The sequence below is a fragment of the Erwinia magellanica genome (assembly GCF_039023495.1).
Classification (GTDB): domain Bacteria; phylum Pseudomonadota; class Gammaproteobacteria; order Enterobacterales; family Enterobacteriaceae; genus Erwinia.
Genome location: NZ_JBCHVC010000001.1, coordinates 1,018,108 through 1,041,806, shown reverse-complemented (window position 1 = coordinate 1,041,806; position 23,699 = coordinate 1,018,108). Strand labels below are relative to the sequence as shown.

Below are 23,699 nucleotides of genomic sequence, written 5' to 3'. Positions count from 1 at the left end.
TTTATTTATGAAGAGGTATCCGGCAGTCCATGTTGGTATGGAGAAGCCAGGGTACCCTGTTGACGTATATCCATAGCCAGCGCTGCATTGACCGCTTGTTCGGCATAAATCAGTCTGCCCTGCTCCAGGAAGGCGGCTGCTGCAAATTTATTGTCAGCTCTTGAGGCGACAACGTCCATCTGACAACCATCATCCGCAAACGCGATGATGATTTCCTCACGGCCATAGCCATTCAGATGACACCACGCCTGTTCTGCATTCACTGAGCGACAGCATTGGCCGTCTACCGTGCGTCCGTGCAGATGCCACTGTGACTGACAGGCGAAAGAAGCCAGGAGTTCCGGGGGCAGTTTAAATGAATCTGCCGTCATAAACGGGCCTGCTCTTTCCACAGGGAGTAATAGCTACCGCCCTGTTGAACCAGCTCATTGTGAGTACCCTCTTCCTCTACAAGACCTTTATGCAGCACAATAATCCTGTCCATACCGATCACTGATGACAATCGGTGCGCGATCGCTATCACTGTTTTACCCGCCATCGCCTCGTTCAGTGAATCACGGATTTCAGCCTCCGTCAGTGAGTCGAGCGCAGAGGTGGCTTCGTCCAGAATCAGTACAGGGGCATTGCGCAAGATGGCCCGGCAGATGCTGAGCCGCTGCCGCTGCCCTCCGGACAATCTGACACCTCTGTCGCCGATCAGGGTCTCAAATCCTGTATGGGTGCCGTCAGTTGCCTGAAGGATAAAATCCAGTGCCTTAGCTTTTTGTGCCGCAGCCCGAACATCTTCTTCGCTGAAGTTGCGGCAACCAAAAGTAATATTTTCATAAATAGTACGATTAAACAGCACATTATCCTGAGTAACTATGCTGAACTGATGACGAAGGTCGCTCAGGGATACTTGCCGGATATCCGTACCATCCAGCATGATTTTTCCTTCGGTGGGATCGTAAAACCGCATCAGCAGGCTGATTAGCGTGGATTTTCCGGAACCCGACTCTCCCACGATAGCGACTTTTTCTCCTGGCCGGATATGTATATTCACTCCCCGGATCACCGGTTTTCCGGCTTCATACTGAAAGCGCAGATCACAAAGTTTGATGTCACCTGTGGCGCCATCCCTGGATATTGGGGTATTTCCTTCGGTCATCTGATTCTGGTGATGTACCGTTTCAATAGAGGCATTAAACAGCCCCAGCGCGCGCATCGCGCCAGTGAGTTGCTCCATCAGAGCGGTCAGTTGGCCCTCAAGGCGAAAAACAAGCCCGAAGACCACCGAAATTTCGCCCACCGAGAGCAAACCCGCGTGCCATGAGAAAATAGCAATATATCCGGTTGCCACCATCGCAGTGGAACTGGTCAGCAGCAGGAGAGTTTCGGCGGTAGTTATTGCCCGTAGGAAGCGTTCATTTTTTCCAATAAAATCGCTCAGTTTCTCACGGACAAATTCGCGATCGTCGCCGTGTGGTGACAGAGATTTCACATTAATAATATTGGAGAAAATGTCGACAAGATGACCATTAATCACGTTTGAAGCATCGGCTGATTTACGGGAACGCCTTTTGATCTCCGGGGCATATTTCACCGAAAGGCAGAGGTAAAGCACCAGCCAGAACATGATCACTACCGCAAACCAGATATTGATAGTACTCATAAATCCCAGAGTCAGAATGATGTAAGCCACATTCGCCCATATCATTTGCAGTGCGCTGAGTAAAAACTCGGTTACCGCCTGCCCGGCCTGCCAGACCGATGACGCGATTTTTCCGGCATGATTACGGTTAAAAAAATCCAGGTCATTATTGACAGCCTTAGTGTAAAACATCCACCGGACCATCGGGCTGAAACGGGCACGGAGACACTGATCGCAAAGTAATCCCAGACTTAATGATGTGAGCGGACGAACGACCAGAAACAGCAACGCGGCAATCATCAGTAACTGGTTCTGTGTGATCTGATAAACAAGGGCAGATGACAGCGTGCCGTTCAGGGAGTCAATAACCAGACCCACGGTATAGATCACACCGACATCTACAACTGCTTTAATCAATCCGGCCAGAGCAACCAGCAATACAATAACTTTAATTTTTTTGATGAAATACCACAGTCCCTGCTTGTGCTGCTGAAAAGCAGCATCCTTATCCTGAAAGGGATTAAGTAAATTTTCAAAAAAACGGAACAGGTTTTCGCACATATATTTTCCTTCAATGGAAATAATAATGGCAACCGGAGTTGCCATCATAACGAATCACTTCGATAACGCTATAATGACTGCATTGTGCGCAATGTTATGCTCGCAATGCTTCCTTGATGCTGAACTTCAGCAACTCCGTATCAGATGGCACAGTGGTCCGGCCTGGCTAAAAAGGTAATAGAAAATTCAATATTACAGAAGCGGTTTGAGCGGCGTTGAATATTGGTCAATATTTTGCAGGTAACCAATATTCCATATTTTTCCCCAAGCCCACAGGCTGCTATAAATGCATCAACGAAATCCTGCTGTATCGTTTTATTCATCTCAGTGTCATTGGCGCGGCCAATTTCCGCCATTGGTTCGAAGCGTATGGTTTTAACGCCGGTGTATTTATATTAGCGAGTGGAATGCAATATCCATCGCTCCCGGCATCGGACTGAATCTTATCACCAGATACGCGCCGAGGTCGCCAAAGTCAGAAGAAAGAAGCTAACCAGGAAAATAACAGGGACACGGAAATCTGGTTACGGAGTGCTACGGGGGACGGAAAAATCCGGGATTCCGAAGTAGAACGCTGGCCGATCGGTTACAGTGTTAACGACTCTTTTGATTCTTTCACCAAAGGAAAGCTTATGGAAACCCAAAAACAAGCACTGATTATTGGTGCCTCTCGCGGGCTGGGTCTGGGCCTGGCAAACACCCTGGCGCACCGTGGCTGGAAGGTCTTCGCGACCAGCCGTCACGCCTCACCTGTCTCCGATTCTGCTATCCATTGGTTGACGGTAGATATCAACGAGCCGACACAACGGCAAACCCTGAAAAATGAGATTGAAGAGACGCTTTTCGATCTGATCTTTATCAATGCCGGCGTTTTTGGCCCAGATCATCAGGATATTGAGCAGGCAAAGGATGAAGAGCTAAGCGCGTTGTTCCTTACAAATGCTATCTCCCCGGTTCGCTGTGCGGCAGAGCTGTTGCCACTGCTTTCCCCTGCCGATGGCGTGCTGGCTTTAATGACTTCACAGCTGGCGAGCCTGAATGAAAATCCTTCCGCCACTCACCCGCTCTATTCCGCCAGCAAGAGCGCGCTGAATATGCTTTCACGCGGACTGAGCGAGCGTTTAGCGCCAGACCAGACGCTGCTGAATCTCCATCCTGGCTGGGTGCAAACAGATATGGGCGGGGAAAACGCCACGCTGACCGTTGAACAGAGTACCCAGGGCATTGCCGATCAGCTGGAGCTGTGGTCCGGCAAAGGCGGCCACCATTATCTGGACTACGCTGGCCGCCAGCTTAGCTGGTAAAAAAGCGTTCTGAGGCAGCATAAAAAGGGGGCGGCATGGATAGCCGCCCTCTGTTGTCAGCTCCCTTGTGCAGTTAACGGCCTGCTGACTGATATCGCCTGAGCCAGTTGAGGCTCTCCACGCTGTGGTGTAAAGGGCGATATTCGCAGCCAATCCATCCCCTGTAGCCCTGCTGCTCCAGCTGCCGGAAAATAAACGGCCAGTGCAGCTCCCCGCTGCCCGGCTCGCTGCGTGTGGGGGCGTCGGCAATCTGCAAATGGGCAGCAAGGGGTAACAGGCGCATGAGGTTATGGCTGATATCGCCATGCAAAACCTGGCAATGGTAGAGATCCAGCATCAGGCGCAGCGAGGGATGGTTGATGCGCCGCACAATCTCTGCGGCCAGATGATAATCATGCAGAAAATAGCCGGGGATATCGCGTAAATTAATCGCTTCCAGCAGCAGGATAACGCCCTGCTTCTCCGCCTTTTCAATCGACCAGCAGATGTTCTCTTCAAACTGATGCAGCGCACGCCCGGCCGACACGCCGGCAGGCTCTATGCCTGCCTGCAAATGGATGAACGGACAGCTTAATGCGGCGGCATACTCCAGCGCCTGTGACATCGCGGCCTGAAAAGCGGGCTGGAAATCAGGATGGCAGGCCGCCCCGGCTCTTAAGGGCGAGTCCGGCGCGCCGGTTGGCGTATTGATCAGGATCTGTTGCAGGCCGTTTGCCTGTAGCAGATCCTGCAAAAAGGCGGGTGAAAAAGCATAGGGAGAGGCATATTCCACCGCCGTGAACCCCGCCTCTGCGGCCGCGGTAAAGCGTTCTGGAAAGGGCAGCTCTGTAAACAGCCACTTCAGATTGGCGCAAAAGCGTAATCCGCTCATCCTGGCACCCTCAGCCCTGTCACAGGGGGGAAATACCCTGAACTGTCCATATTCACTCCGTCAGCCGCTGAGGGTATTAACGGCGCGGGCGAAAAAGTCTTTGCCGCCGAAGTTGCCAGATTTCAGTGCCAGCGCGATGGGGTTTTCCCCCTGTGAAACTAGAGCAGGTACGCCCACATCAATCTCTTCGCCGATAGTTAAAGCCCCCAGATCCAGCGCACTGACTACCGCACCGGAGGTTTCTCCGCCGCCTACCACCAGTCGCCGCACGCCTGCCGCGACCAGTTTTTGTGCCGTAGTGCCAAACAGCGTATCCAGCGCTTCGGCGACTTTCTCGCGGCCATATTGCTGCTGAGTCTGTTTTACCGATTCCGGATCGCCCGATGAGTAGACCAGCGGCAATCGGCCCTGGTTAGCCTGAATAAAGGCCACCAGTTCCTCAGCGCCGGTTTTGCCGCTGAGCACATCCTGCACCTCAACCATCATTACCGGATAACGCTTCTGATGCTCGGCTATTTGCTGACGGGTAGCGCCAGAGCAGCTTCCCACCAGAATGGCCTCCGGCCCTGTAATCTGGGGAACGCTGGCCGCCTGGCCTTTTGCCCGTCCGGCGGCAATAAAATTGTGCGGCAATGCCATCGCAATGCCCGACCCACCGGTGACCAGCACTGCGCCCTGGCAGGCACGGCCAATCGCCACCAGATCGTGCTCGCTGACAGCATCAACAATGACCAGCGCGCGCCCCTCTTCAGCCTGCTGCTGAAGAGCTTCCCGCAGCGCCTGGCTGCCCCCTACCACACTATTCCAGCCAATATGCGTCACGCGGTTTCGGCTCTGGCGGGCTAAAACCCGTCGCAAATCGGCATCTTTCATCGGCGTCAGCGGATGCTGCTCCATTCCCGATTCGTTGAGCAGCCGGTCATGAACAAACAGATGCCCCTGATAAACCGTACGGCCCATAGCCGGAAAAGCCGGGCAGACCACCACGCTGCTGGCTTGCAGCATTTCAGCCAGCGCATCAGTGACCGGGCCTATATTGCCTTCATCCGTTGAATCAAAGGTTGAGCAGTACTTAAAGATAATCTGCTCGCATCCCTGCTCCAGTAACCAACGGCAGGCAGCAAGCGACTGAGCCACGGCCTGCTCTGCGGGAACAGAGCGGCTTTTCAGGGCGATCACGCCCGCTTCCACCTCCGCCGTGGCGGGCCGGGAGGGAATGCCAAGATATTGCGTAGTGCAGAGACCACCTTCCCCTTTCAGGCCTTTCGAGAGCGTTACAGCGATGTCGCTGGCCCCGGTAAAATCATCCGCTATCACTCCAATTAACATGGCTTACTCCTGATTTCCGGCCAGCACGCTGGCTTTAATGCGTTTTACCGCTGCGTGAGGCGCGGTCAGCACCGGGATGGAGACCTGTTGGCGCACGGCATCGGCGGCGCGGGAGGTAGAAAAATGCGCCAGCATAATGACATCGCAATGCGCCAGGTCTCTGGCCCTGGCGGCAACAAGCCGGTTATGGCTCTCCGCATCGCCTTTTTTCAGCAGATCGATCGCATCTGCCACCAGAATAGTGGTCAGCGTGGCCGGGGAATTATGCTGAGCAATATAGTCGTTGAACTCTTCGGTCATGGTTTCAACCGCCGGGCCAAAGGTGGCAAGCATGCCGATATTCTTTCCCTGCGCCACCGCCTCATGGAACATCGCTTCATTGGGCTTCAGCACCGGCACGGGCAGCTTTGCGGCAAGCTGGTCAATCGCTGGCCCAAAAGCGGAGCATGTCACCAAAATGCCGTCCGCCTGCATCTCATAAGCGTACTGGCCGAAGCGGACAAACCGTTCAATCATGGCCGGGCTAAGATCCGGCTCTCTTGCGCGATCAAGAGAAAGCCCATCATCCAGCAAATTCACCAGCTCAGCCTCGGGCCAGACTTCATTAAAAGCGGCATGGATGGGTGCCATCGCAACCGGTGTGGCATGCAGTAGGACTATTCGGGCAGTCATTATTAACTCCTGGCAATGGGTTTCGGGTTGCGCCCGCGCAGCGGATAAAAACGCTGGCGGAAGGCACCCCTTAAATGTAAGGGCTTACAATTGTCTCTGTAAAGTGAACCAGATCACATAAAATCGTATTGGTAATGCCTGGTTGTTATTGAAATGTTAGCGATGATTGACCAAAATTGAAAGCGCTTACAAAATTTAATCCGCCAGGACATCTTTTACCCTACGCCCTGACGCTAATAACTTATGGAGTGTGAGAACGCCTTATGACTTCCCCTGCCAACTCTTCTTTATCTCATCCCGTGGCTTCCAGCCCCGGACAGACCGTAACCAGCCCGGCGGTAAAAACATTACCCAGGCAGTTCCGTGACCTGCTGGCGCTGGACGATTTTGAACGCCACGCCCGCCGCAGATTACCCAACATGATCTATCAGTACGTCGCCGGAGGGGTGGAAACCGGACGCGGCATCGCCGGCAATTTCGAAGCCTACCAGCGATATACCTTTATTCCGCGCATGTTCCGCGATGTTTCCGGACGCGACCAGGGCACCACCCTGTTTGGCCATACCTGGCATCACCCCTTTGGCGTAGCTCCTTTGGGCGGCGCTTCGTTTGTGGCTTATCAGGCGGATGTGGCAATGGCGCGGGCCGCGCGGGAAATGAATGTTCCGATGATCCTCAGCGCCTCGTCGCTGGTGAAGCTGGAGGATGTGCATGCCGCTAACCCTGACGCCTGGTTCCAGGCATATCTGGCTGGCGATCAGCCGCGTATTGACCGTCTGGTTGACCGCGTTGCCGCTGCGGGTTACCAGACGCTGGTTGTCACAGGTGATACGCCAATGCTGGGCAACCGCGAACACAACACGCGTAGCGGCTTCAGCATGCCGATCAAAATCACGCCGAAGGTTGCATTTGAAAGCGCCATGAGTCCCCGCTGGCTGCTGGGCACCGTAGCGCAAACCTTCCTGCGGCACGGCGCGCCCCATTTTGAAAATACCGACGCGGAGCGCGGCCCTCCAATGATGTCCAGCAAAGTTCGTAACACACAGGCGCGTGACAAGCTGAACTGGAAACATGTGGAGGCGATCCGCAAAAAATGGAAAGGTAATCTGGTCATCAAAGGGCTGATGTCGCCGGAAGATGCCTTTATTGCCCGCGATTTGGGTGCAGACGCGGTGATCCTCTCCAACCACGGCGGCCGTCAGCTTGATCACACTATTCCTCCGCTTTACTCCCTGCCGGAGATTGCAGAGAAGAAAGGGTCAATGAAGGTGATTATCGACAGCGGCATTCGTCGCGGTACCGATGTGATGAAAGCGATGGCGCTGGGGGCAGATTTTGTCTTCCTTGGGCGCCCTTTCCTCTACGGCGCGGTGATTGGCGGTCAGGCGGGCGTTGAGCATGCCATGCATATTTTGCGCGATGAGATAGATCGCGATCTGGCGCTGATTGGTGTCAGAACCCCATCTGAGCTGGACAGCAGTTATCTTAAACGCATGTTCTGATCCCACAGGAGAGTGAAAATGAGTCATCAACACCCGATTCGCGTGTTCAGCGCTTTAGCCATTCGCGCCCCGTTCATTGAGCTGGAGGCAGAATGGGGCCGCCAGCACCCGGAGAAAGCGCTGGCGATAGAGTGGAATCCCACCACGGTCATTGAAAAGAAAATCGCCAGCGGTGAACAGGCAGACGCAGTGATCCTTACCGTGCCGGTAATGGACAGGCTGATTGCCGAAGGGCTGATCGACCCCGCCAGCCGCGTTGAGCTGGTGGACTCCCAGGTGGGGCTGGCGATGCTGCCCGACGCTGAAGCGCCCGATATCAGCAGCGTGGAGGCCTTAACCGCGGCCCTGCTGAATGCCCGCTCGGTAGCTATTACTCTGGGCGGGGCAAGTGGGATCTACTTCCTGACGCTGCTGGAGAAACTGGGCATTAAAGAGCAGATTATGGCGCGCGCCACCACGATCCCTGAAGGTTTTACGGCCAGCCAGTTGACAGCAGGTAAGGCGGATATTGCCGTACAGCAGATCAGCGAACTGCTGATGGTGGAAGGTATAAAAGTGATCGGGCCGCTGCCGGAAGCGGTGCAAAAAGTGACCTCTTTTTCCGGCGGGATTTTCAGGCAGGCTGTGAATGCTGAAGGGGCAGCGTTACTGCTGCAATCACTGCGCTCAGAGCAGGCCCGCAGCGCATTTGAAGCGTTCGGGCTACAGTGGCGCGTTTAACCACGCGATATACGGGGAGCCGATCCTGTGCTGCCCCGCACAATCAGCTGCGGTTTTAACACCGTCTGGCGGGCAGCCTCTTCGCCATTCAGTTCTGCAAGCAGGAATTCCGCAGCACACAGGCCTATCGAATCCAGTTCAACCCGCATGGTGGTCAGCGGATGCTCAAGGTGTTCCGAATACTCATAATCATTAAAGCCGGTGATTGAAATATCGGTGGGGATGCGCAGATAGCGTTCACTCGCCCCCCGCATCGCCCCAAATGCCAGCAAATCGTTACCGCAAATCACCGCAGTTGGCGGGTTGGGCCTCTCCAGCAGTTTAAACATCGCCTGGCGCGCATCGTTCATGGTAAAGGCGCTGTTAATTAACTGCTCCTCATCCAGCGTCAGCCCGGCTGCGGCCAGCGCCTGTTTTGTGCCGGTAATACGGTCTGAAACGCGGTCATTTGACGGCGGCGTCCCTACGATAATGCCAAAATTAGTGTGGCCCAGCGCCAGCAAATGCGAGGTCATTTCTGCGGCGGCCTGTTCATTATCGTACCCCACGCTGGGATAGCGCCGATCCACGGAAAAGGTCTGGATACAGGGTATTCCCTGCCGGGTTATCCGCTCCCACAGTTTGGGATGGTGTGAATTCCCCACCAGCATCAGGGCATCAATGCCGTACTCCACCAGTTTGTTCACCTCTTTCAGCTCAGTGTCAGGATCAAAGTTTGAATTTGCCAGCAGCAGCGTATAGCCAGAGTTGTGGATCTTCTGCTGAAAAGTGGCCAGCGGGCGGGAGAAGGTTTCAGTGGCAAGGGTGGGCACCACGGCACCGATGGTCATGCTGCGTCGCGATGCCAGAGTGCGGGCGGCGCGGTTAATCACATAACCCAGCTCCTCGCAGGCACGTTCAACGGCCTCACGCCTCGACTGTCGCACCGTCGTGCTGCCATTGAGCACTCTGGAAACCGTTGCCGTCGATACGCCCGATCGCAGGGCAACATCTTCCAGAGAAACTCGTGAAGAGGGAGAAGGCTTATCGGACATGATCGGACTCCAGACTGAATTTAGTGATATCGCCCACAAAATTTGCAGACAACCAAAGCTTCGTTTTGAAAGCGCTTACTTTTGACTTGACTGATTTTTGTAATCGCTTACTTTTAACATCATATTATCAAAAGTAGCGCACAACACCACTAATTGATAACAAAGAAGCGGAGAGCAGTGAGATTATTTCTCTCCTGCCCCGCCCTCAAAACACTGAGATAATAAAGGAATTCACCATGCGTAGATACCCGAGGGTTCGCTGGCTGATGATTGCGTTCTGTTTCCTCGCCATCGCCATTAACTATATAGATCGCATTAATCTGGCCATCGCTGCGCCACACATTAAGGCGGATTTGGGGCTGGATGACACCAGTATGGGCCTTATTCTCGGCGCCTTCTTCTGGACCTATGCACTGATGCAGATCCCCGCCGGTCGCCTGATTGACCGGTTAGGCGCCCGCGCCGGTCTGGCTATTGCCGTGGGATGGTGGTCGCTTTTCACCGTCTTCACCGCTTTCGGCAAGGGATTCACTTCCATTTTCGCTTCACGCCTGATGCTGGGCCTGGGCGAATCGGGCGGCTATCCTGGCTGTGCCAAAGTGGTTTACTCCTGGTTTGCCAAAAAGGAGCGTGGTACCGCCAGCGGGATCTTTGATGCAGGCCCACGTGCCGGCAGCGCGATCGCTTTACCGCTGGTCGCCTGGCTGATCAGCACCTGGAACTGGGAAACCTCTTTTATTGTGACCGGCGCGCTGGGTCTGATTTGGGTTGTCGTCTGGCTGGCGTTTTACCGCGAACCCGAAGAGATGAAAGGACTGGACCCGCAGGAACGGCAGAATCTGCTGGAAGATCGCAGCGTTCACGTGGTGGATAAAACAGAAAAAGTGCGCATTGCGCCCCTGTTCCGCTACAGAACGGTATGGGGCATGATGATCGGCTTCTTCTGCATGAATTTCGCCACCTATTTCTTTGTCACCTGGTTCCCGACCTACCTCACCATGGCGCATGGCTTTTCGCTGAAAGAGCTGGGCACGCTGGGGGCTATTCCTGCGCTGATGGGGATCCCCGGAAGTCTGTTGGGCGGCATGGCCTCTGACTGGATGTACCGCAAAGGTTTCTCGCTCACTACCGCCAGAAAAACCTGTCTGATTGCCGGAATGCTGCTCTCGTCAGTAATTGCTTTCGCCGCTTTTACTGACAGCATTGCCATGATCCTCACCCTCTTCTCTGTGACCTATGCCGGTCTGGCCTTTACCGCAGCCAATATCTGGACCCTTCCCGCAGACGTTGCGCCCAGCTCTGGTTACGTGGGCACCCTGGGCGGTATTCAGAACTTTGCCGGAAACCTGGCCGGGATTGTGACGGCCTCCTTTACCGGGCTGATGCTGACCCTGAGCCACGGCTCTTTTGTGGTGCCCTTGCTGGTTGCCGGTGGGATCTGTCTGTTTGGCGCGTTCAACTTCCTGTTCATCATGGGCAAGGTTGAGCCGCTGGATATCAAAAATGCGCAGTCGGTGAATGAAGTAGCCACCGCCGATCGTTAAGTCTGTTTGTGAGGATGTTGATGAAAAACGAAAACCAGCTGCGTGAAGAGATTTGCCAGGCAGGAAGCAGCCTGTTTAACCGGGGTTATACCGTGGGAACGGCGGGCAATATCAGCGCCCGGCTGGAAGATGGCTGGCTGATTACGCCAACGGATGCCTGTCTGGGTCGTCTTGACCCGGCCAGCATTGCCAAAGTCTCTGCCAGTGGCGAATGGGTTTCCGGTGATAAACCGTCGAAAACGCTACAGCTCCATCGGCAGGCCTATGACCACAATCCGCAGGTAAACGGCGTGGTTCACACCCACTCCACTCATCTTGTCGGACTGACGCTGGCGGGAGTCTGGCAGCCAGAGAGCATTCTGCCGCCCATCACGCCTTATCAGGTAATGAAGGTGGGCCGCATTCCGCTTATCAGCTACCGTCGCCCTGGGGCGCCAGAAGTGGCTGAACAGGTAGCGGAATTAGCCAGCAAAGTGCGCGGAGTGATGCTTGAGCGTCTTGGCCCGGTTATCTGGGGACCCACGGTTTCCACCGCCTGCGCAGCTTTAGAAGAGCTGGAAGAGACCGCCAGATTATGGCTGCTGGCCGCGACCAAACCGCAACCGCTCAGCGAGGAAGCGGTACAGGAACTTTGCGAGGTTTTTTCTACCCGCTGGTAAACATCTCTTCCCCAAGGCAAGGATATAACAATGAAAAAGAGTATTTATGCAGGCATGGTAGCGTCGGTAATGATGTTGTCTGCTGGCGCGCAGGCGCAAAGTCTGCTCTACGTTTCCAATGCCGACAGCGGTACCCTGACCGGCTATCAACTGGATAAAGAGAAGATGACGCTGATCCCGTTAGGAGATTTCCCGGCGGGGAGCAAGGCGATGTCTTCGGTAGTTTCCCCCGACAAGAAAAAACTCTATGTCTCGGTGCGCAGTAAGCCTTACCGCGTGGTGGTTTATGATATTCAGCCAGATGGCAAGCTGGTGAAAGCCAGCGAGTCACCGTTGCCGGAAAGCATGGCTTATCTGTCAATGGACAGGCAGGGGCACTTTCTGCTGAGCGCCTCCTATGGCGGCGACCTTTTCAGTATTAACCGCATCAACAGCCGGGGCGAAGTCGGGGCAAAACCGGTGCAGGTGGTGCATACCGGTAAACGGGCGCACGCCATACAGGTCAGCCCGGATAACCGCTCGCTCTATGTGACGCTGCTGGGAGCCGATCAGCTGCTTCAGTATCATTTCAACGCCTCGACCGGGCAGGTTACGCCAAACGATCCCCCTTTTATCAATATTCAGAGCGAAGCGGCAACCGGCCCCCGCCACTTTGTTATTGCGCCAAAGCTGGATAAACAGGGCAAGCGCTCGCTCTATATCCTCACCGAGATGGCAGGCAACATCAACCGTCTGACGCTGAACAAGGATGGCACTGCCACCCCCGCTGAAGTGGTGAATTCAGTCTCGCCGAAAGAGGATATGCAGCGGGGCGAAGCCCGGCCGTTAACCGGCGATGACGATCTTCCGCCTTCACATAAACCCCGCATCTGGCAGGCAGACCTGCACCTGACACCAGATGGCCGTTATCTCTATTCGACGGAGCGCACCAGCAGCACCCTCTCCTCCTTCTCGGTGGATCCCAATGACGGGCATTTAACTTATCTCACCAGTATCAGGACCGAACAGCAGCCGCGTGGTTTCGCCATTGATAACAGTGGCCGTTTCCTGATCGAGTCCGGACAGAAATCCACGCAGCTCTCTCTCTACACCATCAACAGCACCACCGGTGCGCTGACGCTGGTAGGACGCTATCCCACTGGCAAAGGCGCGAACTGGATTTCGATGGTTGAAAGGTAATGTTTTTTGAGGCCCGGTATAGGGTTTTGTACCGGGCTGCCACTCTGCTAACTGGAGTTATTATGAAAAGTAAACTGCTGCCCTGCCTGCTGAGCGCAGGTTTCCTGGCGCTGAGCGCTGCCCCCACCACCCAGGCTGCTGAACAGGTGATTGCTACTAACCTGGAGCCGTTGCACCACGTGATCCTGGAAAATGAGTATGTGACTGTGATGCGGGTAATGCTCCGGCCAGGGCAGTCCACCATGTTCCATGAACAGCATCTGGATTACGTCAACACCCATGTGAACGGCAGCATGGTCCATATCTCTTACCCGGATAAACCGGCGAAAGATCACGAGATGAAAAGCGGCAACGTCAAGTTTGGCGCGCATCAGGGCAAATCTGAAACCGATAAGGTTACTAACACTGGCACCACGCTGAATCATCAGGTCTCTTTTGAGATTAAACAGCATGGCCCGCTTAATTTTGGCGGGGCCACCCGCCCGGCTATCCCGCAATTCCAGCAGGTACTGGATGAGAAAACGGTGAAAGGCTGGAAAGTCACGCTGCAACCTGGCGAGAGCACCACCCTTTATACCCAACATGGGCCTGGTGTCAGGGTGTTCTTTACCGAGGGAAGGTTGCTGACCTCTGTACCGGGTCAGCCCAACCGTAATAAAGAGCAGTGGATCCACCGTGGCGACGCTTTCCTGACGCAGGCGGATAAAATCGAGCTGACCAACGGCGGCGAAACGCCTCTGGTGTTCAACGACTACGAACTGCGCTAATCCCTCTTTGTTTTTACCCCGTTTCCTGAGGAAGCGGGGCCGTAGTGGTAACAAAAAGCGCACGCAGAAGCGCCTTCAGACCCTATAAACATCCTTTTTTCTTTTTACAGGAGCATGTCAGTTGAGACGACTCTGTCTGCCTTTCGCCATCAGTCTGAGCCTTTTCTCGGCCGGAAGCATTGCTGCTTCTGCACCGCAGGAAACCCAGACGCTGATAGCGAAAGGAAAATATCTTGCAACCGCAGCCGACTGCGGGGCCTGCCACACTTCACCACATCAGGGCGAACCCATGGCGGGCGGATACGCCATCTCTTCCCCAATGGGCACCATTTTTGCCAGCAATATCACGCCTTCCAGACGGCATGGGATCGGAGATTACAGCGAAGAGGAGTTTTCCCGTGCGGTGCGGCAAGGCATCAATAAACAGGGCGAGCATCTTTATCCGGCAATGCCCTATCCCTCTTACGCCAGGATCAGCGATGAGGATATGCATGCCCTCTACGTTTACTTTATGCAGGGCGTTGCGCCGGTAGAGTCCGACCCGCCGAAAACAGCGTTACCCTTCCCGTTCAGTATCCGTAGCTCGATGGCCGTCTGGAACCGGCTCTTCTCGCAGGCGAAGCCTTTTACGCCAGATGCTTCCCGGTCTGAGTCACTCAACCGTGGCGATTATCTGGTGAATGCGCTGGCGCACTGCGATACCTGCCATACGCCGCGTAACATACTGATGGGCCAGCAGGAGGATGGCGCCTTATCTGGCGGCAGCCTTGGCAGCTGGTATGCGCCCAACATCACGCCAGATCCGCAATCCGGCATCGGTAACTGGAGCGCAGATGAACTGGCGACCTATCTCAAGACGGGGCATGTAGCAGGTAAAGCCCAGGCCGCCGGCCCAATGGCGGAAGCCGTTGAACACAGCTTTCAGTATCTCTCTGAAGAGGATATTCAGGCGATGGTGGCCTACCTGCGTCAGGTTCCTGCCGTCAACACGGGTGCAGTCATGCCTCGCGAGAGTTATGGCCAGCCTTCAACTTCGGAACAGCAAATTCGTGGGGATAAAGGGCAACAGGACGCCGGCTGGAAGGTCTTCAGCGGCAGCTGTGCTAACTGCCATCAGCCTGACGGCCAGGGCAATGCCCGCTATCCGTCTCTGTTCCACAACACGGCAACCGGCGCGGATAACCCGGATAATCTGGTCTCAGCCATTCTGTATGGCGTACAGCGCACGGTGAAGGGTGAAACGATCGCCATGCCTGCTTTTGGCCCTGACGCCGATTTCACTACACGGCTCAGTGACAGAGAGATCGCCGACGTCAGCAATTATGTGCTGAAGCACTATGGCAATCCGCAACTCAGCGTCAGCGAGGAACAAGTCAAAACCCTGCGCGAGGGGGGAGAAAAGCCGCTGTTGGTCAGACTTACACGCCCCTGGGTTCTGGGTGTGGGTGCAGCGGTTCTGCTGTTAATAATCGCGGCATTTTTCTCTCTCAGCCGTAAAAGGAGGCAGCATGTCAGCCGTTAATTCTTCTCCCCGGTCATTAAGCCGCCGCCGTCTGCTGCAAGGAATGGCGGTGCTTTCTCTGAGTGCCGCCTGCGCCACGCTGTTTCCTGTGGAGATGGCCCAGGCGCGTGAAGGCGTTGACAGCAATTTTTCTGCCGTTTCCGCCTTTTTAGTGAATCGCCCGGTCAGTCCGGTATTGAGCCAGCGCTATTATCAGGCGTTACAACGTCACGTTAAAGATTTCCCTCAGCGTCTCTCAGCCCTGGACGACTATCTTGCGGCGCACGCCTTTGCGCATGTCGACAGCTTTTTACAGGCGGTAGGCGAAAACGATCCGCTCAGACAGACTGCCGCACTGATTATCGGTAGCTGGTACACGGGCGTTGTCGGTGAAGGGGCAGAAAGTGAACTTATCGCCTATTCAGACGCCATGATGTACCTGCCGACCAGAGGCATTCTGGTGGTGCCCAGCTACGGCGGCGGCCCCAATTCATGGGGCAGTAAACCGGCCAGTCCGCAGACAAATAAAGGAGTGACAGCATGAACAGCGTTGATGCCGATGTGATCATTATCGGGTCTGGCGTAATGGGCGGTCTGGTGGCGACCCAGCTGGCCAAAGCGGGTAAATCGGTGATTATTGTCGAAGCTGGCCCGCGCATTAAACGTCAGGATATTGTGGAGAGGTTCCGCAACTCGCCGTTTAAAATGTCGCTGACCAACATGAAGCTTCAGGGGGTGGGGTCGCCCTATCCCGATCTGCCGCATGTGCCCTCCACCTATGGCGACTACCTGCAACAAACCGGGCCGGTAAAATATCCCACCAAGTATCTGCGCGTGGTGGGCGGGACTACCTGGCACTTTGGATCGGCCCTGTGGCGGATGATCCCTAATGACTTTAAGCTGCAAAGCCTTTACGGACGTGGGCGTGACTGGCCGTTTGGCTATAACGACCTGGAAAGCTGGTATGGCGAAGCGGAGCGGGAGCTGGGCGTCTCCGGGATGGCGGGTCAGGATGAAAGCGGGCATGGCGGAGAAGCCTGGCCGCCCCGCTCCACACCCTTCCCGATGGAGGGGCTGGAACCGAGCTACCTGTTTAAGCGCCTCTCCACGCTGCTTGCTGCGGGCGGCTATAACCCGGTGATGGAACCGAATGGCCGGGCGACCCGTCCTTATGGCAAGCGTCCGGTATGCGCGGGCAACAATAACTGCAATCCGGTTTGCCCCATTGCCGCGAAATATGATGGATCGATGCATATCGATGAGGCAGAACGGCACGGCGCGAAGCTGCTGGATAATTCGGTGGTCTGTCGCATTGAAGCAGGCGATGACGGCAACATTACCGGCATCTGGTACAAAAAGCCGGACGGTTCAGAACATCACCTGACAGCAAAGTACTTTGTGCTGGCGGCCTATGGAATCGAGTCTCCCAAGCTGCTGCTGATGTCCACTTCAGAACGTTACCCCAACGGCATCGCCAACAGCTCCGATCAGGTAGGCCGCAATCTGATGGGACATACCGGTATCAGTATGAATGTGATGATGCGAGAGGATGTCTGGCCGGGACAGGGGCCAACAGAACTGCTGGTTTATCTGAATAACCGTGACGGCGAGTTCCGCAAAACCTTCCCGAGCTATAAAATTAAAGTGCGCAACACCGTTCCTACGGCGGACTATGCTGCCGGGCTTATCAAAAAAGGCGTGCTGGGTTCAAAGCTGGATGAAGAGCTGCGCAGGATGTCCGCAAGATCGCTGAATTTCGCCATCGATTTCGAGACGTTGCCCCTGCCGGAAAACAGAATTGTCCCGAGTAAAACCAAAAAAGATGCGATTGGCCTGCCGGTACCCGAAATTTACTACAGCGTGACCGATTACTGGCATGCCGGAAAAGCAGAGGGACTGAAGGATTTCGATAATTTTGCGCGCTTGCTCAACGCCGACGTTTCGAAAATCGATACGGGGTATCAGGATCGTCAGCACATTATGGGGACCACCATTATGGGAGATGATGCCAGCAACTCGGTGGTGAACCGCCACTGTCAGACGCACGATCATCCCAACCTGTTTATCGCCGGAACCAGCGTGATGCCATCGGCTTCGTGCATGAACCCTACGCTGACGGGTGCCGCATTAAGTCTGCGGCTGGCGGATCACCTGCTGAAGGTGGTGAAAGTATAACGGACTGACGCCTGCCCTAAGCTGTTATAAGGGCAGAATACCCAAAGAGCACCCGATCGGAGTGATAGCGCCTCCGACGGGATGCTCTTTATTCCCCGCCCTTTCTTTAACTGGCCTGAGGGCCGAGTTGTTCCTTAAAGCTTCAGCGCCCCCTCAGGGTGAGTGATGCTGCCCCGCCATCAGCACATATTTTACCTGAACGTACTCTTCAATGCCGTAGTGCCCGCCTTCGCGCCCATAACCGGAGTGCTTAATCCCGCCAAACGGCACCGACGCTGTTCCCACCGACCCCGAATTAATAATCACCATCCCTGCCTCAAGCGATCTGGACAGCCGGAACGCGCGTCCCAGGTCGGTCGTCCAGGCATAGCTGACCAGACCATATTCGGTATTATTGGCCCGGCGGATCGCCTCTTCTTCACTTTTAAAACGATAGAGAGCAAATACGGGGCCGAAGATCTCCGTGTTGTGCATGGCAAAATTATCGCGCATATCACACAGAATGGTCGGTTGATAAAATAACCCGCCCCGGTCTGATATTTTTCCCCCAAGCCGCACGGAAGCGCCCTGTGATATGGCATCGCTGACCAGCGAGGTGACTTTTTCTACTGCCTGCTGATTGATCAGCGGCCCGACAACGAATTCATCCTGCATCCCCTGATCCACACTGATTTTTGCAACGGCCGTTGTAAGCTGCGCCACAAATTCCTCATAGATCCCCTCCTGAACGAAGATCCTGTTGGGGGAAATACAGACCTGCCCTGAGTTGCGTAATTTGGCGCTGACCAGTCCGTTGACTGAATCGGTGAGTGTGGCATCGTCGAAGACAATAAAAGGCGCGTTTCCGCCCAACTCAAGTGTCATTTTTTTGAGCTGGGCGCCGCAGTTGCTGGCCAGGAGTTTGCCCACACGCGTCGATCCGGTGAAGGAGATTTTACGGATCCGCTCATCGCTGGTAAAAGCCTCGCCAATGGCTTTCGGGTCTCCCGTGACCATTTCAAAGACGCCCTGGGGAATGCCCGCTTCACGGGCGTACTCCAGCAGCTTCCAGGCTGTTAAAGGCGTTTCTTCAGCAGGTTTGATCACCATCGTACAGCCCGCAGCCAGGGCGGTTGCCACTTTTCTGGCAATCATCATAAAGGGAAAGTTCCAGGGCGTAATGGCGGCCGTCGGCCCCACAGGCTCTTTCATCACCAGCACGGAAGCATCAGGCGTATGAGAAGGAAGGGTTTCTCCATTAACGCGTTTCGCTTCTTCGGCATACCATTCAATAAACCCTAAGCCATACTCAATTTCCCCCAGCGCTTCCGTTAAACATTTGCCATTCTCTTTCACCATCAACTCTGCAAACACGCGACTGTCGGCACGAACCAGATCATACCAACGGCGCAGGCGATCGCTACGCTCTTTTGCGGGCTTAGCTGACCAGGCGGGAAAAGCTTCACAGGTGCGGTTAATGGCGGCAGCCACTTCCTCAGCGGCCATTAAAGGTGTTTCACCGACTACGGAGCCGTCTGCTGGATTAAATACGGTAATCATAAGTTTTCTCATTAGCTGGAGTGTTACCTTTCTCAGAACAGACCTGAGTATTTTGTGTAGGGAACAGCTTGCAGCGATAGCTTTACTGGCACAATCGATTAAAATTACGCAAACATTGAGAAAAACTAAATGGTTATCCCTGTGCGCGATCTGCCTCCCCTGAATGCTTTGCTGGCTTTTGAAACGGTTGCCCGCACCGGCAGCGTCCATGCTGCCGCAGACGCCCTGTCCGTGACCTCGGGCGCGGTAAGCCGCCAGTTACGCCTGCTTGAAGAACACTTCGGCGTCTCACTTTTTCAGCGTCATGGCCGCGGGTTGCGGTTAACAGATGCAGGGAATGCTTACTACCAGCAGATCCGTGAACATGTTGAAGGGCTGCGGCTGGCGGGACAGGTATTACACCGCAGCGCAGGCAGATCCGTGATCCGCCTGCATTCCTTTACAACCTTTGCCACCCGCTGGCTGATCCCACGCCTGACGGCGTTCCAGCTGGCGAACCCGGATATTGATATCAGGCTGACCACAGCATCAGACTGGGATGACTCCACCCACTACGACGCGGCTATTCGTCTGGGCAACGGTGACTGGCCGCAAATGCATGCCACTCCTTTAGTTGAAAATATTCTGCTGCCGGTCTGTCGTCCCGCCCCAGAGAGAAAAACGATGCTGAATGTGCACGATTTGCCAAAGCATACGTTGCTTCGCGTTCGGGGAAGACCCGACGACTGGCGGCTTTGGGCTGAAGCCTGGCACCTGAATCTTGCTGATTTTCCAGTCTGGCGAGATCTGGAAAGCTCTGCACTGGCGTATCAGGCGGCTCTTGAAGGCCAGGGCGTGGCGCTGGCACAGCGCGTGCTGGTGGAAAGAGAGCTTGATGATGGGTCGCTGATGGCGATGGAAGAGTATGCTGTTAACTGCGGATCGCTGACCTATTATCTGGTCTGGCAGGAAAAGAGCCTGAAAGAAAAAAGCCTGCTCCTGCTGGAAAAAGGGCTGCTGAATTATTCGGGATAATCACTCTCTCAAGCCTTAAAGTTTATTAGGCCTTGCATTATTTTAGCTAACGTGTTTTTATAGGTCATCGGTTTGGAACACAGACCTTATGAAAGCAGTTTTAGTAAAGCAGTCCTCGTTTAAGTGCTATCCATAGATATCCTTTCTCATGAGCCTCCTCCTAAGTGCCCAATAAGAAAATCTCTTCAAATCAGGTTTCAATCGCCACACTGAGTGGCTCAGAAAATAACAGGAAATATTTATGTCTAACAAAATGACTGGTTTAGTAAAATGGTTTAACCCTGAAAAAGGTTTCGGCTTTATCTCTCCTCAGGACGGCAGCAAAGATGTATTCGTACATTTCTCTGCAATCCAGGGTACTGATTACAAAACGCTGGACGAAGGTCAAACTGTTGAATTCACCATTGAAAACGGTGCAAAAGGTCCTTCAGCTGCTAACGTAGTAGCGCTGTAAGTCAGACCTTATCCTGAGAATGACGTTAGCGATGATGGCTCCGGCCTGAGCAACGACTTCCAGTGAGACTAAAAACCCGCCTTGTGCGGGTTTTTTGCTTTTTACCCTTCTCTCCTCCTCCTGCACTATTTTTTTTCCGGTTACTCAGAAACCAAAATATTATCGCTCTGTGAAGATAATATTATTTTTTGATTTAATTTTGCTCAACTCCTTCAGCCTGACGCCTGCGCCTGTTTGATCTCAACAATTAATTCGTCACATAAGACGTCGGTATTTTGGCCGGGAGGTTGCGGTGAGTGTGATTCATCTGCTGGACCTTGCTGATGCCGCCTTCGCACAGCTACTGCCCGTTAATATTTTGGCCGTCACTTATTTATCTGAAGACTTAGCAGCAACGCCCTGCCGCCGCCTGGTGCCTGCCAGCAGCAGTCGGACGATGAAGAGTTGTCCGCCTGGCGTATCAACATACCCAGCAATGGTTCTGTCGCCGCTCATTTAGACCAGAAGTCAAAATGTCCACCGCCATGACTGAATTTGAGCAGGCTCTCTGACTTTTCAGCATCGCCCCAGGCTGGGCAAAAAAAATGAGCCTGACATATTGTCAGGCTCATTAGCAGACTGGGAGAAATCACCGACCCAAAGCGGGATCGGTTTATCCTCCTTCCTCTTTTATTACTTCAGACGATATGCCACTACAGCATCGCCCTCTTTGGTGCCCAGTGAACCGTGGCCACCGGCTGAAATCACCACATACTGCTTGTTGTCAGCACCCATATAGGTGGCTGGCGTAGCCTGACCGCCTGCTGGCAGTTCGGTCTGCCACAGCAGCTTGCCGGTGCTGATATCGTAGGCGCGGAAGAAGTTATCTGCCGTTGCGCCATGGAATACCAGATCGCCTGCGGTAGTCAGCGGTCCACCGTGCGCGACCATTCCCATTGGGAAGCCAATTGGGAAACGGCCTGGCAGGAAGGTCGTTTTCAGGTTTTTGGTGGTTCCCACGCGGCGCAACCACTCGGTTTTGCCGGTTTTCAGATCCACGCCAACCATACGGCCCCACGGTGGAGCAATACAAGGGATACCCAGACCCGAAGAGAGCTGCTGGATGTGGATAGCGTAATCGCCCTGGAAGTTTTCGTTCCAGTACGGGGTGCCATCTTTGGTAAACAGACGTTTTTCTGCCGTTTCCGGGGTGCGCTTAATCAGATTGTACTTATAAGCCAGGCGAACCGGAGAGGCGATCAGGATCTGGCGCTGTGGATCTACAGACACAGAACCCCAGTTAAAGACGCCAATGTTGCCAGGGAAAACAATCGAACCGCCTTCGCTGGCTGGCGTCCATGGGTTGCCATCATAACGCAGAGATTTGAAGTCGATGCGGCAGGCCATCTGATCAAACGGCGTAATGCCCCACATCGATTTTTCACTGAGCGGATCAGGAATAAAGTTCAGTGCAGAAACCGGCTGCGTTGGTGAATACTTCTCACCTTCAAGCCCTTTGGTTGAAACATCAACCTGATTAATCGGATAGACAGGCTGCCCAGTAAGACGGTTCAACACAAACAGGTTGCCGGTCTTGGTTGGCAGGATAACAACAGGCTGTTTGGTTCCCTGATAATCGATATCCAGCAGAGAAGGCTGAGACGGATTATCACGATCCCACAGGTCATGTTTGGAAGACTGGAAGCGCCACTTAAAGGCACCGGTTTTCAGATCCAGCGCCACCAGCGTGTCGCGGAATTTTTCGGTGTTGCTGTTAGCATCACGTTCCAGGCCCAGCTCATCCGGTGAAGCGTTACCAAACGGCACGTAGACCAGACCATTTTTCATGTCTGCGCTCAGCGTGGCCCAGGCAACAGGGGTATCCTGTGGGTAGGTCTGACCGGCAGCAAGCGGCTCAGTCTTCTCCGGATTAGCCGGATCAAAGTTCCAGACCAGTTTACCGGTGATGACGTCGTAAGCGCGGATAACGCCTGACGGGTTACCGGCATTAAAGCCGTTATCCATCACGGAACCACCCACAATCACCAGGTTTCCGGCAACCAGCGGCGCAGCGGTCTGCATCAGCGCATGCGGACGAATTTCGCCCATATTGTCACGCAGATTCACGATGCCATTGTTACCGAAGTCGGCACACAGTTTACCGGTGTCGGCATCCAGAGCCAGCAGCTTAGCGTCAGTAGTCGCATTGAAAATACGCTTACGACAAATGGCCGGTGAATTAGCAATTGCCGCAGGTTTTACAGCATTTGCGGCATCTGCCGCGTCCGCTTCATAGTAGCTTACGCCACGACAAGTCTGGTGCTGTTGCAGATAGGAGCGATCTTTAGTCGGCTCATATTTCCACTTCACCGCGCCCGTTTCCGGGTTCAGCGCATGCACTTCATTGTGTGGGGTGCAGAAGTAAAGGGTGTTGTTGACCTTCAGCGGCGTGGCTTCAAAGGTATACTCTGTCGCATCCTCTTTAGGGTCACGCAGGTCGCCTGTGTGATAGGTCCAGGCTACTTCGAGATTGCTGACGTTATCGGAGGTGATCTGCTTCAGCGTAGAGAAGCGAGTGCCGTTATTGGTGCCGCCATAAGCAGACCAGTCATTCGCCGCCAGGTCGGTATCCGTTGCCGCACGCTGGTTAGTGATAGTCCCCTCTTTTGGATAGGGGTCGTAGAACATCATGCCGATCACAATAGCGATCATGACGATAACGGTTGTGCCTAAAAACGGATGGAAACTGGCAGGCCTGGCCGGGTTCTGCGCTTTTGACAGCGGACGAACCACCCAGGGCAGAGCAAGCCAGACGCCGAAGAGGCCAATCAGATCGCCGCGAGGGATCCATTGCCATTTATCGAAGCCAACTTCATAAATTATCCATGCCAGTACAATCCACATTAATATGGCGTAAATGGTCAGGGCGATTTTTTTATTCTTAAACAGGGCGACTGCGGTAATCAGCAGTCCGATTGCCATAATGGCATAAAATGGTGAACCGCCGATCATCAGCAGCTGACCACCCATGTAAAGCATAGCGAGACCTGCTATCGCTATAACGATACTCGTCAACTTGTTAATCATTTTCATCTCTCAATGTATACGAATGGATAAATATTATCCTAACGAACCCTTACAATTCGACAACACAAATTTAACTAAAAAAACATTAGAAATAAAACCCATTTATTTAATGTATCTCAGGTGATTGTTTCATTCCGGTTATATTTTACTGGATAGTTTAGCAGGGTATGGGCGGCAG

Annotated in this window: 20 protein-coding genes; 12 read left to right on the top strand and 8 right to left on the bottom strand. The window is 54.1% G+C overall.

Annotated features, from left to right (window positions below; translation table 11 throughout):
• Positions 1 to 5: 5 nt before the first annotated feature.
• Together AAH450_RS04790 and AAH450_RS04785 are read right to left on the bottom strand one after the other, a co-directional pair.
• On the bottom strand, positions 6 to 371 hold the full coding sequence (locus AAH450_RS04790) for a hypothetical protein (protein WP_342909151.1): 366 nt from the start codon (positions 369 to 371) through the stop codon (positions 6 to 8).
• Complete coding sequence (locus AAH450_RS04785) at positions 368 to 2,239, bottom strand: ABC transporter ATP-binding protein (protein WP_342909150.1); 1,872 nt, start codon at positions 2,237 to 2,239, stop codon at positions 368 to 370. Before AAH450_RS04785 ends, AAH450_RS04790 begins: the two co-directional genes overlap by 4 nt.
• A 584-nt stretch (positions 2,240 to 2,823) precedes the next feature.
• Between AAH450_RS04785 and AAH450_RS04780 the strand changes: the two genes are divergently transcribed.
• Positions 2,824 to 3,495: an SDR family oxidoreductase gene (locus AAH450_RS04780; RefSeq protein WP_342909149.1), complete on the top strand. Its 672-nt coding sequence runs from the start codon at positions 2,824 to 2,826 to the stop codon at positions 3,493 to 3,495.
• Between the two features lie 73 nt (positions 3,496 to 3,568).
• Here the strand turns inward: AAH450_RS04780 and AAH450_RS04775 are convergent, their stop codons facing one another.
• From AAH450_RS04775 to AAH450_RS04765, 3 genes are read right to left on the bottom strand one after another with little or no spacing between them, the layout of a single operon-like run.
• Positions 3,569 to 4,366 (bottom strand): hydroxypyruvate isomerase family protein, encoded by a 798-nt coding sequence (locus AAH450_RS04775; protein ID WP_342909148.1) that lies wholly within the window; start codon positions 4,364 to 4,366, stop codon positions 3,569 to 3,571.
• A 60-nt stretch (positions 4,367 to 4,426) separates the two neighbouring features.
• Entirely contained in the window at positions 4,427 to 5,695 is a 1,269-nt protein-coding gene (otnK, locus tag AAH450_RS04770) for a 3-oxo-tetronate kinase (RefSeq protein ID WP_342909147.1), read from the bottom strand.
• A 3-nt stretch (positions 5,696 to 5,698) separates the two neighbouring features.
• Positions 5,699 to 6,367 carry an aspartate/glutamate racemase family protein gene (locus tag AAH450_RS04765; RefSeq protein ID WP_342909146.1) on the bottom strand — a complete coding sequence of 223 codons (669 nt, stop codon included), beginning with the start codon at positions 6,365 to 6,367 and terminating at the stop codon, positions 5,699 to 5,701.
• Between the two features lie 263 nt (positions 6,368 to 6,630).
• On the opposite strand from AAH450_RS04765, the gene AAH450_RS04760 reads away from it, so the two are divergent.
• The gene (locus AAH450_RS04760; protein WP_342909145.1) at positions 6,631 to 7,869 is read left to right on the top strand and encodes an alpha-hydroxy acid oxidase; all 1,239 of its coding nucleotides are present in this window, start codon (positions 6,631 to 6,633) and stop codon (positions 7,867 to 7,869) included.
• Between the two features lie 18 nt (positions 7,870 to 7,887).
• Positions 7,888 to 8,589 (top strand): molybdate ABC transporter substrate-binding protein, encoded by a 702-nt coding sequence (locus tag AAH450_RS04755; RefSeq protein ID WP_342909144.1) that lies wholly within the window; start codon positions 7,888 to 7,890, stop codon positions 8,587 to 8,589.
• Here AAH450_RS04755 and AAH450_RS04750 read toward each other — a convergent pair.
• Complete coding sequence (locus AAH450_RS04750) at positions 8,586 to 9,623, bottom strand: LacI family DNA-binding transcriptional regulator (protein ID WP_342909143.1); 1,038 nt, start codon at positions 9,621 to 9,623, stop codon at positions 8,586 to 8,588. The two genes, AAH450_RS04755 and AAH450_RS04750, sit on opposite strands and share 4 nt — an antisense overlap.
• 236 nt (positions 9,624 to 9,859) lie before the next feature.
• Here AAH450_RS04750 and AAH450_RS04745 point away from each other — a divergent pair, with 236 nt between their 5' ends.
• From AAH450_RS04745 to AAH450_RS04715, 7 genes are all read left to right on the top strand, one after another.
• A complete protein-coding gene (locus AAH450_RS04745) occupies positions 9,860 to 11,167 on the top strand; it encodes an MFS transporter (protein WP_342909142.1) in 1,308 nt (435 codons plus the stop codon).
• 20 nt (positions 11,168 to 11,187) lie between these two features.
• On the top strand, positions 11,188 to 11,826 hold the full coding sequence (otnC, locus tag AAH450_RS04740; RefSeq protein ID WP_342909141.1) for a 3-oxo-tetronate 4-phosphate decarboxylase: 639 nt from the start codon (positions 11,188 to 11,190) through the stop codon (positions 11,824 to 11,826).
• A gap of 30 nt (positions 11,827 to 11,856) precedes the next feature.
• Positions 11,857 to 13,005, top strand: a complete 1,149-nt coding sequence (locus tag AAH450_RS04735) for a lactonase family protein (protein WP_342909140.1) — start codon at positions 11,857 to 11,859, stop codon at positions 13,003 to 13,005.
• Positions 13,006 to 13,067: 62 nt separating this feature from the next.
• Positions 13,068 to 13,772 (top strand): hypothetical protein, encoded by a 705-nt coding sequence (locus tag AAH450_RS04730; protein WP_342909139.1) that lies wholly within the window; start codon positions 13,068 to 13,070, stop codon positions 13,770 to 13,772.
• A 121-nt stretch (positions 13,773 to 13,893) separates the two neighbouring features.
• The gene (locus AAH450_RS04725) at positions 13,894 to 15,294 is read left to right on the top strand and encodes a c-type cytochrome (RefSeq protein ID WP_342909138.1); all 1,401 of its coding nucleotides are present in this window, start codon (positions 13,894 to 13,896) and stop codon (positions 15,292 to 15,294) included.
• Positions 15,281 to 15,817 (top strand): sugar dehydrogenase complex small subunit, encoded by a 537-nt coding sequence (locus AAH450_RS04720; RefSeq protein WP_342909137.1) that lies wholly within the window; start codon positions 15,281 to 15,283, stop codon positions 15,815 to 15,817. Before AAH450_RS04725 ends, AAH450_RS04720 begins: the two co-directional genes overlap by 14 nt.
• A complete protein-coding gene (locus tag AAH450_RS04715; protein ID WP_342909136.1) occupies positions 15,814 to 17,448 on the top strand; it encodes a GMC family oxidoreductase in 1,635 nt (544 codons plus the stop codon). The genes AAH450_RS04720 and AAH450_RS04715 overlap by 4 nt, the downstream gene beginning before the upstream one ends.
• Positions 17,449 to 17,601: 153 nt before the next feature.
• Here the strand turns inward: AAH450_RS04715 and AAH450_RS04710 are convergent, their stop codons facing one another.
• Complete coding sequence (locus tag AAH450_RS04710; RefSeq protein WP_342909135.1) at positions 17,602 to 18,987, bottom strand: NAD-dependent succinate-semialdehyde dehydrogenase; 1,386 nt, start codon at positions 18,985 to 18,987, stop codon at positions 17,602 to 17,604.
• A gap of 129 nt (positions 18,988 to 19,116) precedes the next feature.
• Here AAH450_RS04710 and AAH450_RS04705 point away from each other — a divergent pair, with 129 nt between their 5' ends.
• Together AAH450_RS04705 and cspE are read left to right on the top strand one after the other, a co-directional pair.
• A complete protein-coding gene (locus AAH450_RS04705) occupies positions 19,117 to 20,001 on the top strand; it encodes a LysR substrate-binding domain-containing protein (RefSeq protein WP_342909134.1) in 885 nt (294 codons plus the stop codon).
• Between the two features lie 241 nt (positions 20,002 to 20,242).
• Positions 20,243 to 20,455 (top strand): transcription antiterminator/RNA stability regulator CspE, encoded by a 213-nt coding sequence (gene cspE / locus AAH450_RS04700; protein ID WP_306212832.1) that lies wholly within the window; start codon positions 20,243 to 20,245, stop codon positions 20,453 to 20,455.
• Between the two features lie 672 nt (positions 20,456 to 21,127).
• Here cspE and AAH450_RS04695 read toward each other — a convergent pair.
• The gene (locus AAH450_RS04695) at positions 21,128 to 23,521 is read right to left on the bottom strand and encodes a membrane-bound PQQ-dependent dehydrogenase, glucose/quinate/shikimate family (RefSeq protein ID WP_342909133.1); all 2,394 of its coding nucleotides are present in this window, start codon (positions 23,519 to 23,521) and stop codon (positions 21,128 to 21,130) included.
• Between the last annotated feature and the right edge of the window lie 178 nt (positions 23,522 to 23,699).

Excerpts from the sequence above, each read along its gene's own strand:
- otnK (WP_342909147.1), bottom strand. The coding sequence starts at position 5,695 with ATGTTAATTGGAGTGATAGCGGATGATTTTACCGGGGCCAGCGACATC.
- cspE (WP_306212832.1), top strand. The coding sequence starts at position 20,243 with ATGTCTAACAAAATGACTGGTTTAGTAAAATGGTTTAACCCTGAAAAA.
- AAH450_RS04705 (WP_342909134.1), top strand. The coding sequence starts at position 19,117 with ATGGTTATCCCTGTGCGCGATCTGCCTCCCCTGAATGCTTTGCTGGCT.
- otnC (WP_342909141.1), top strand. The coding sequence starts at position 11,188 with ATGAAAAACGAAAACCAGCTGCGTGAAGAGATTTGCCAGGCAGGAAGC.
- AAH450_RS04790 (WP_342909151.1), bottom strand. The coding sequence starts at position 371 with ATGACGGCAGATTCATTTAAACTGCCCCCGGAACTCCTGGCTTCTTTC.
- AAH450_RS04720 (WP_342909137.1), top strand. The coding sequence starts at position 15,281 with ATGTCAGCCGTTAATTCTTCTCCCCGGTCATTAAGCCGCCGCCGTCTG.
- AAH450_RS04785 (WP_342909150.1), bottom strand. The coding sequence starts at position 2,239 with ATGATGGCAACTCCGGTTGCCATTATTATTTCCATTGAAGGAAAATAT.
- AAH450_RS04695 (WP_342909133.1), bottom strand. The coding sequence starts at position 23,521 with ATGATTAACAAGTTGACGAGTATCGTTATAGCGATAGCAGGTCTCGCT.
- AAH450_RS04765 (WP_342909146.1), bottom strand. The coding sequence starts at position 6,367 with ATGACTGCCCGAATAGTCCTACTGCATGCCACACCGGTTGCGATGGCA.
- AAH450_RS04745 (WP_342909142.1), top strand. The coding sequence starts at position 9,860 with ATGCGTAGATACCCGAGGGTTCGCTGGCTGATGATTGCGTTCTGTTTC.
- AAH450_RS04755 (WP_342909144.1), top strand. The coding sequence starts at position 7,888 with ATGAGTCATCAACACCCGATTCGCGTGTTCAGCGCTTTAGCCATTCGC.
- AAH450_RS04750 (WP_342909143.1), bottom strand. The coding sequence starts at position 9,623 with ATGTCCGATAAGCCTTCTCCCTCTTCACGAGTTTCTCTGGAAGATGTT.
- AAH450_RS04760 (WP_342909145.1), top strand. The coding sequence starts at position 6,631 with ATGACTTCCCCTGCCAACTCTTCTTTATCTCATCCCGTGGCTTCCAGC.
- AAH450_RS04780 (WP_342909149.1), top strand. The coding sequence starts at position 2,824 with ATGGAAACCCAAAAACAAGCACTGATTATTGGTGCCTCTCGCGGGCTG.
- AAH450_RS04715 (WP_342909136.1), top strand. The coding sequence starts at position 15,814 with ATGAACAGCGTTGATGCCGATGTGATCATTATCGGGTCTGGCGTAATG.
- AAH450_RS04730 (WP_342909139.1), top strand. The coding sequence starts at position 13,068 with ATGAAAAGTAAACTGCTGCCCTGCCTGCTGAGCGCAGGTTTCCTGGCG.
- AAH450_RS04775 (WP_342909148.1), bottom strand. The coding sequence starts at position 4,366 with ATGAGCGGATTACGCTTTTGCGCCAATCTGAAGTGGCTGTTTACAGAG.
- AAH450_RS04710 (WP_342909135.1), bottom strand. The coding sequence starts at position 18,987 with ATGATTACCGTATTTAATCCAGCAGACGGCTCCGTAGTCGGTGAAACA.
- AAH450_RS04735 (WP_342909140.1), top strand. The coding sequence starts at position 11,857 with ATGAAAAAGAGTATTTATGCAGGCATGGTAGCGTCGGTAATGATGTTG.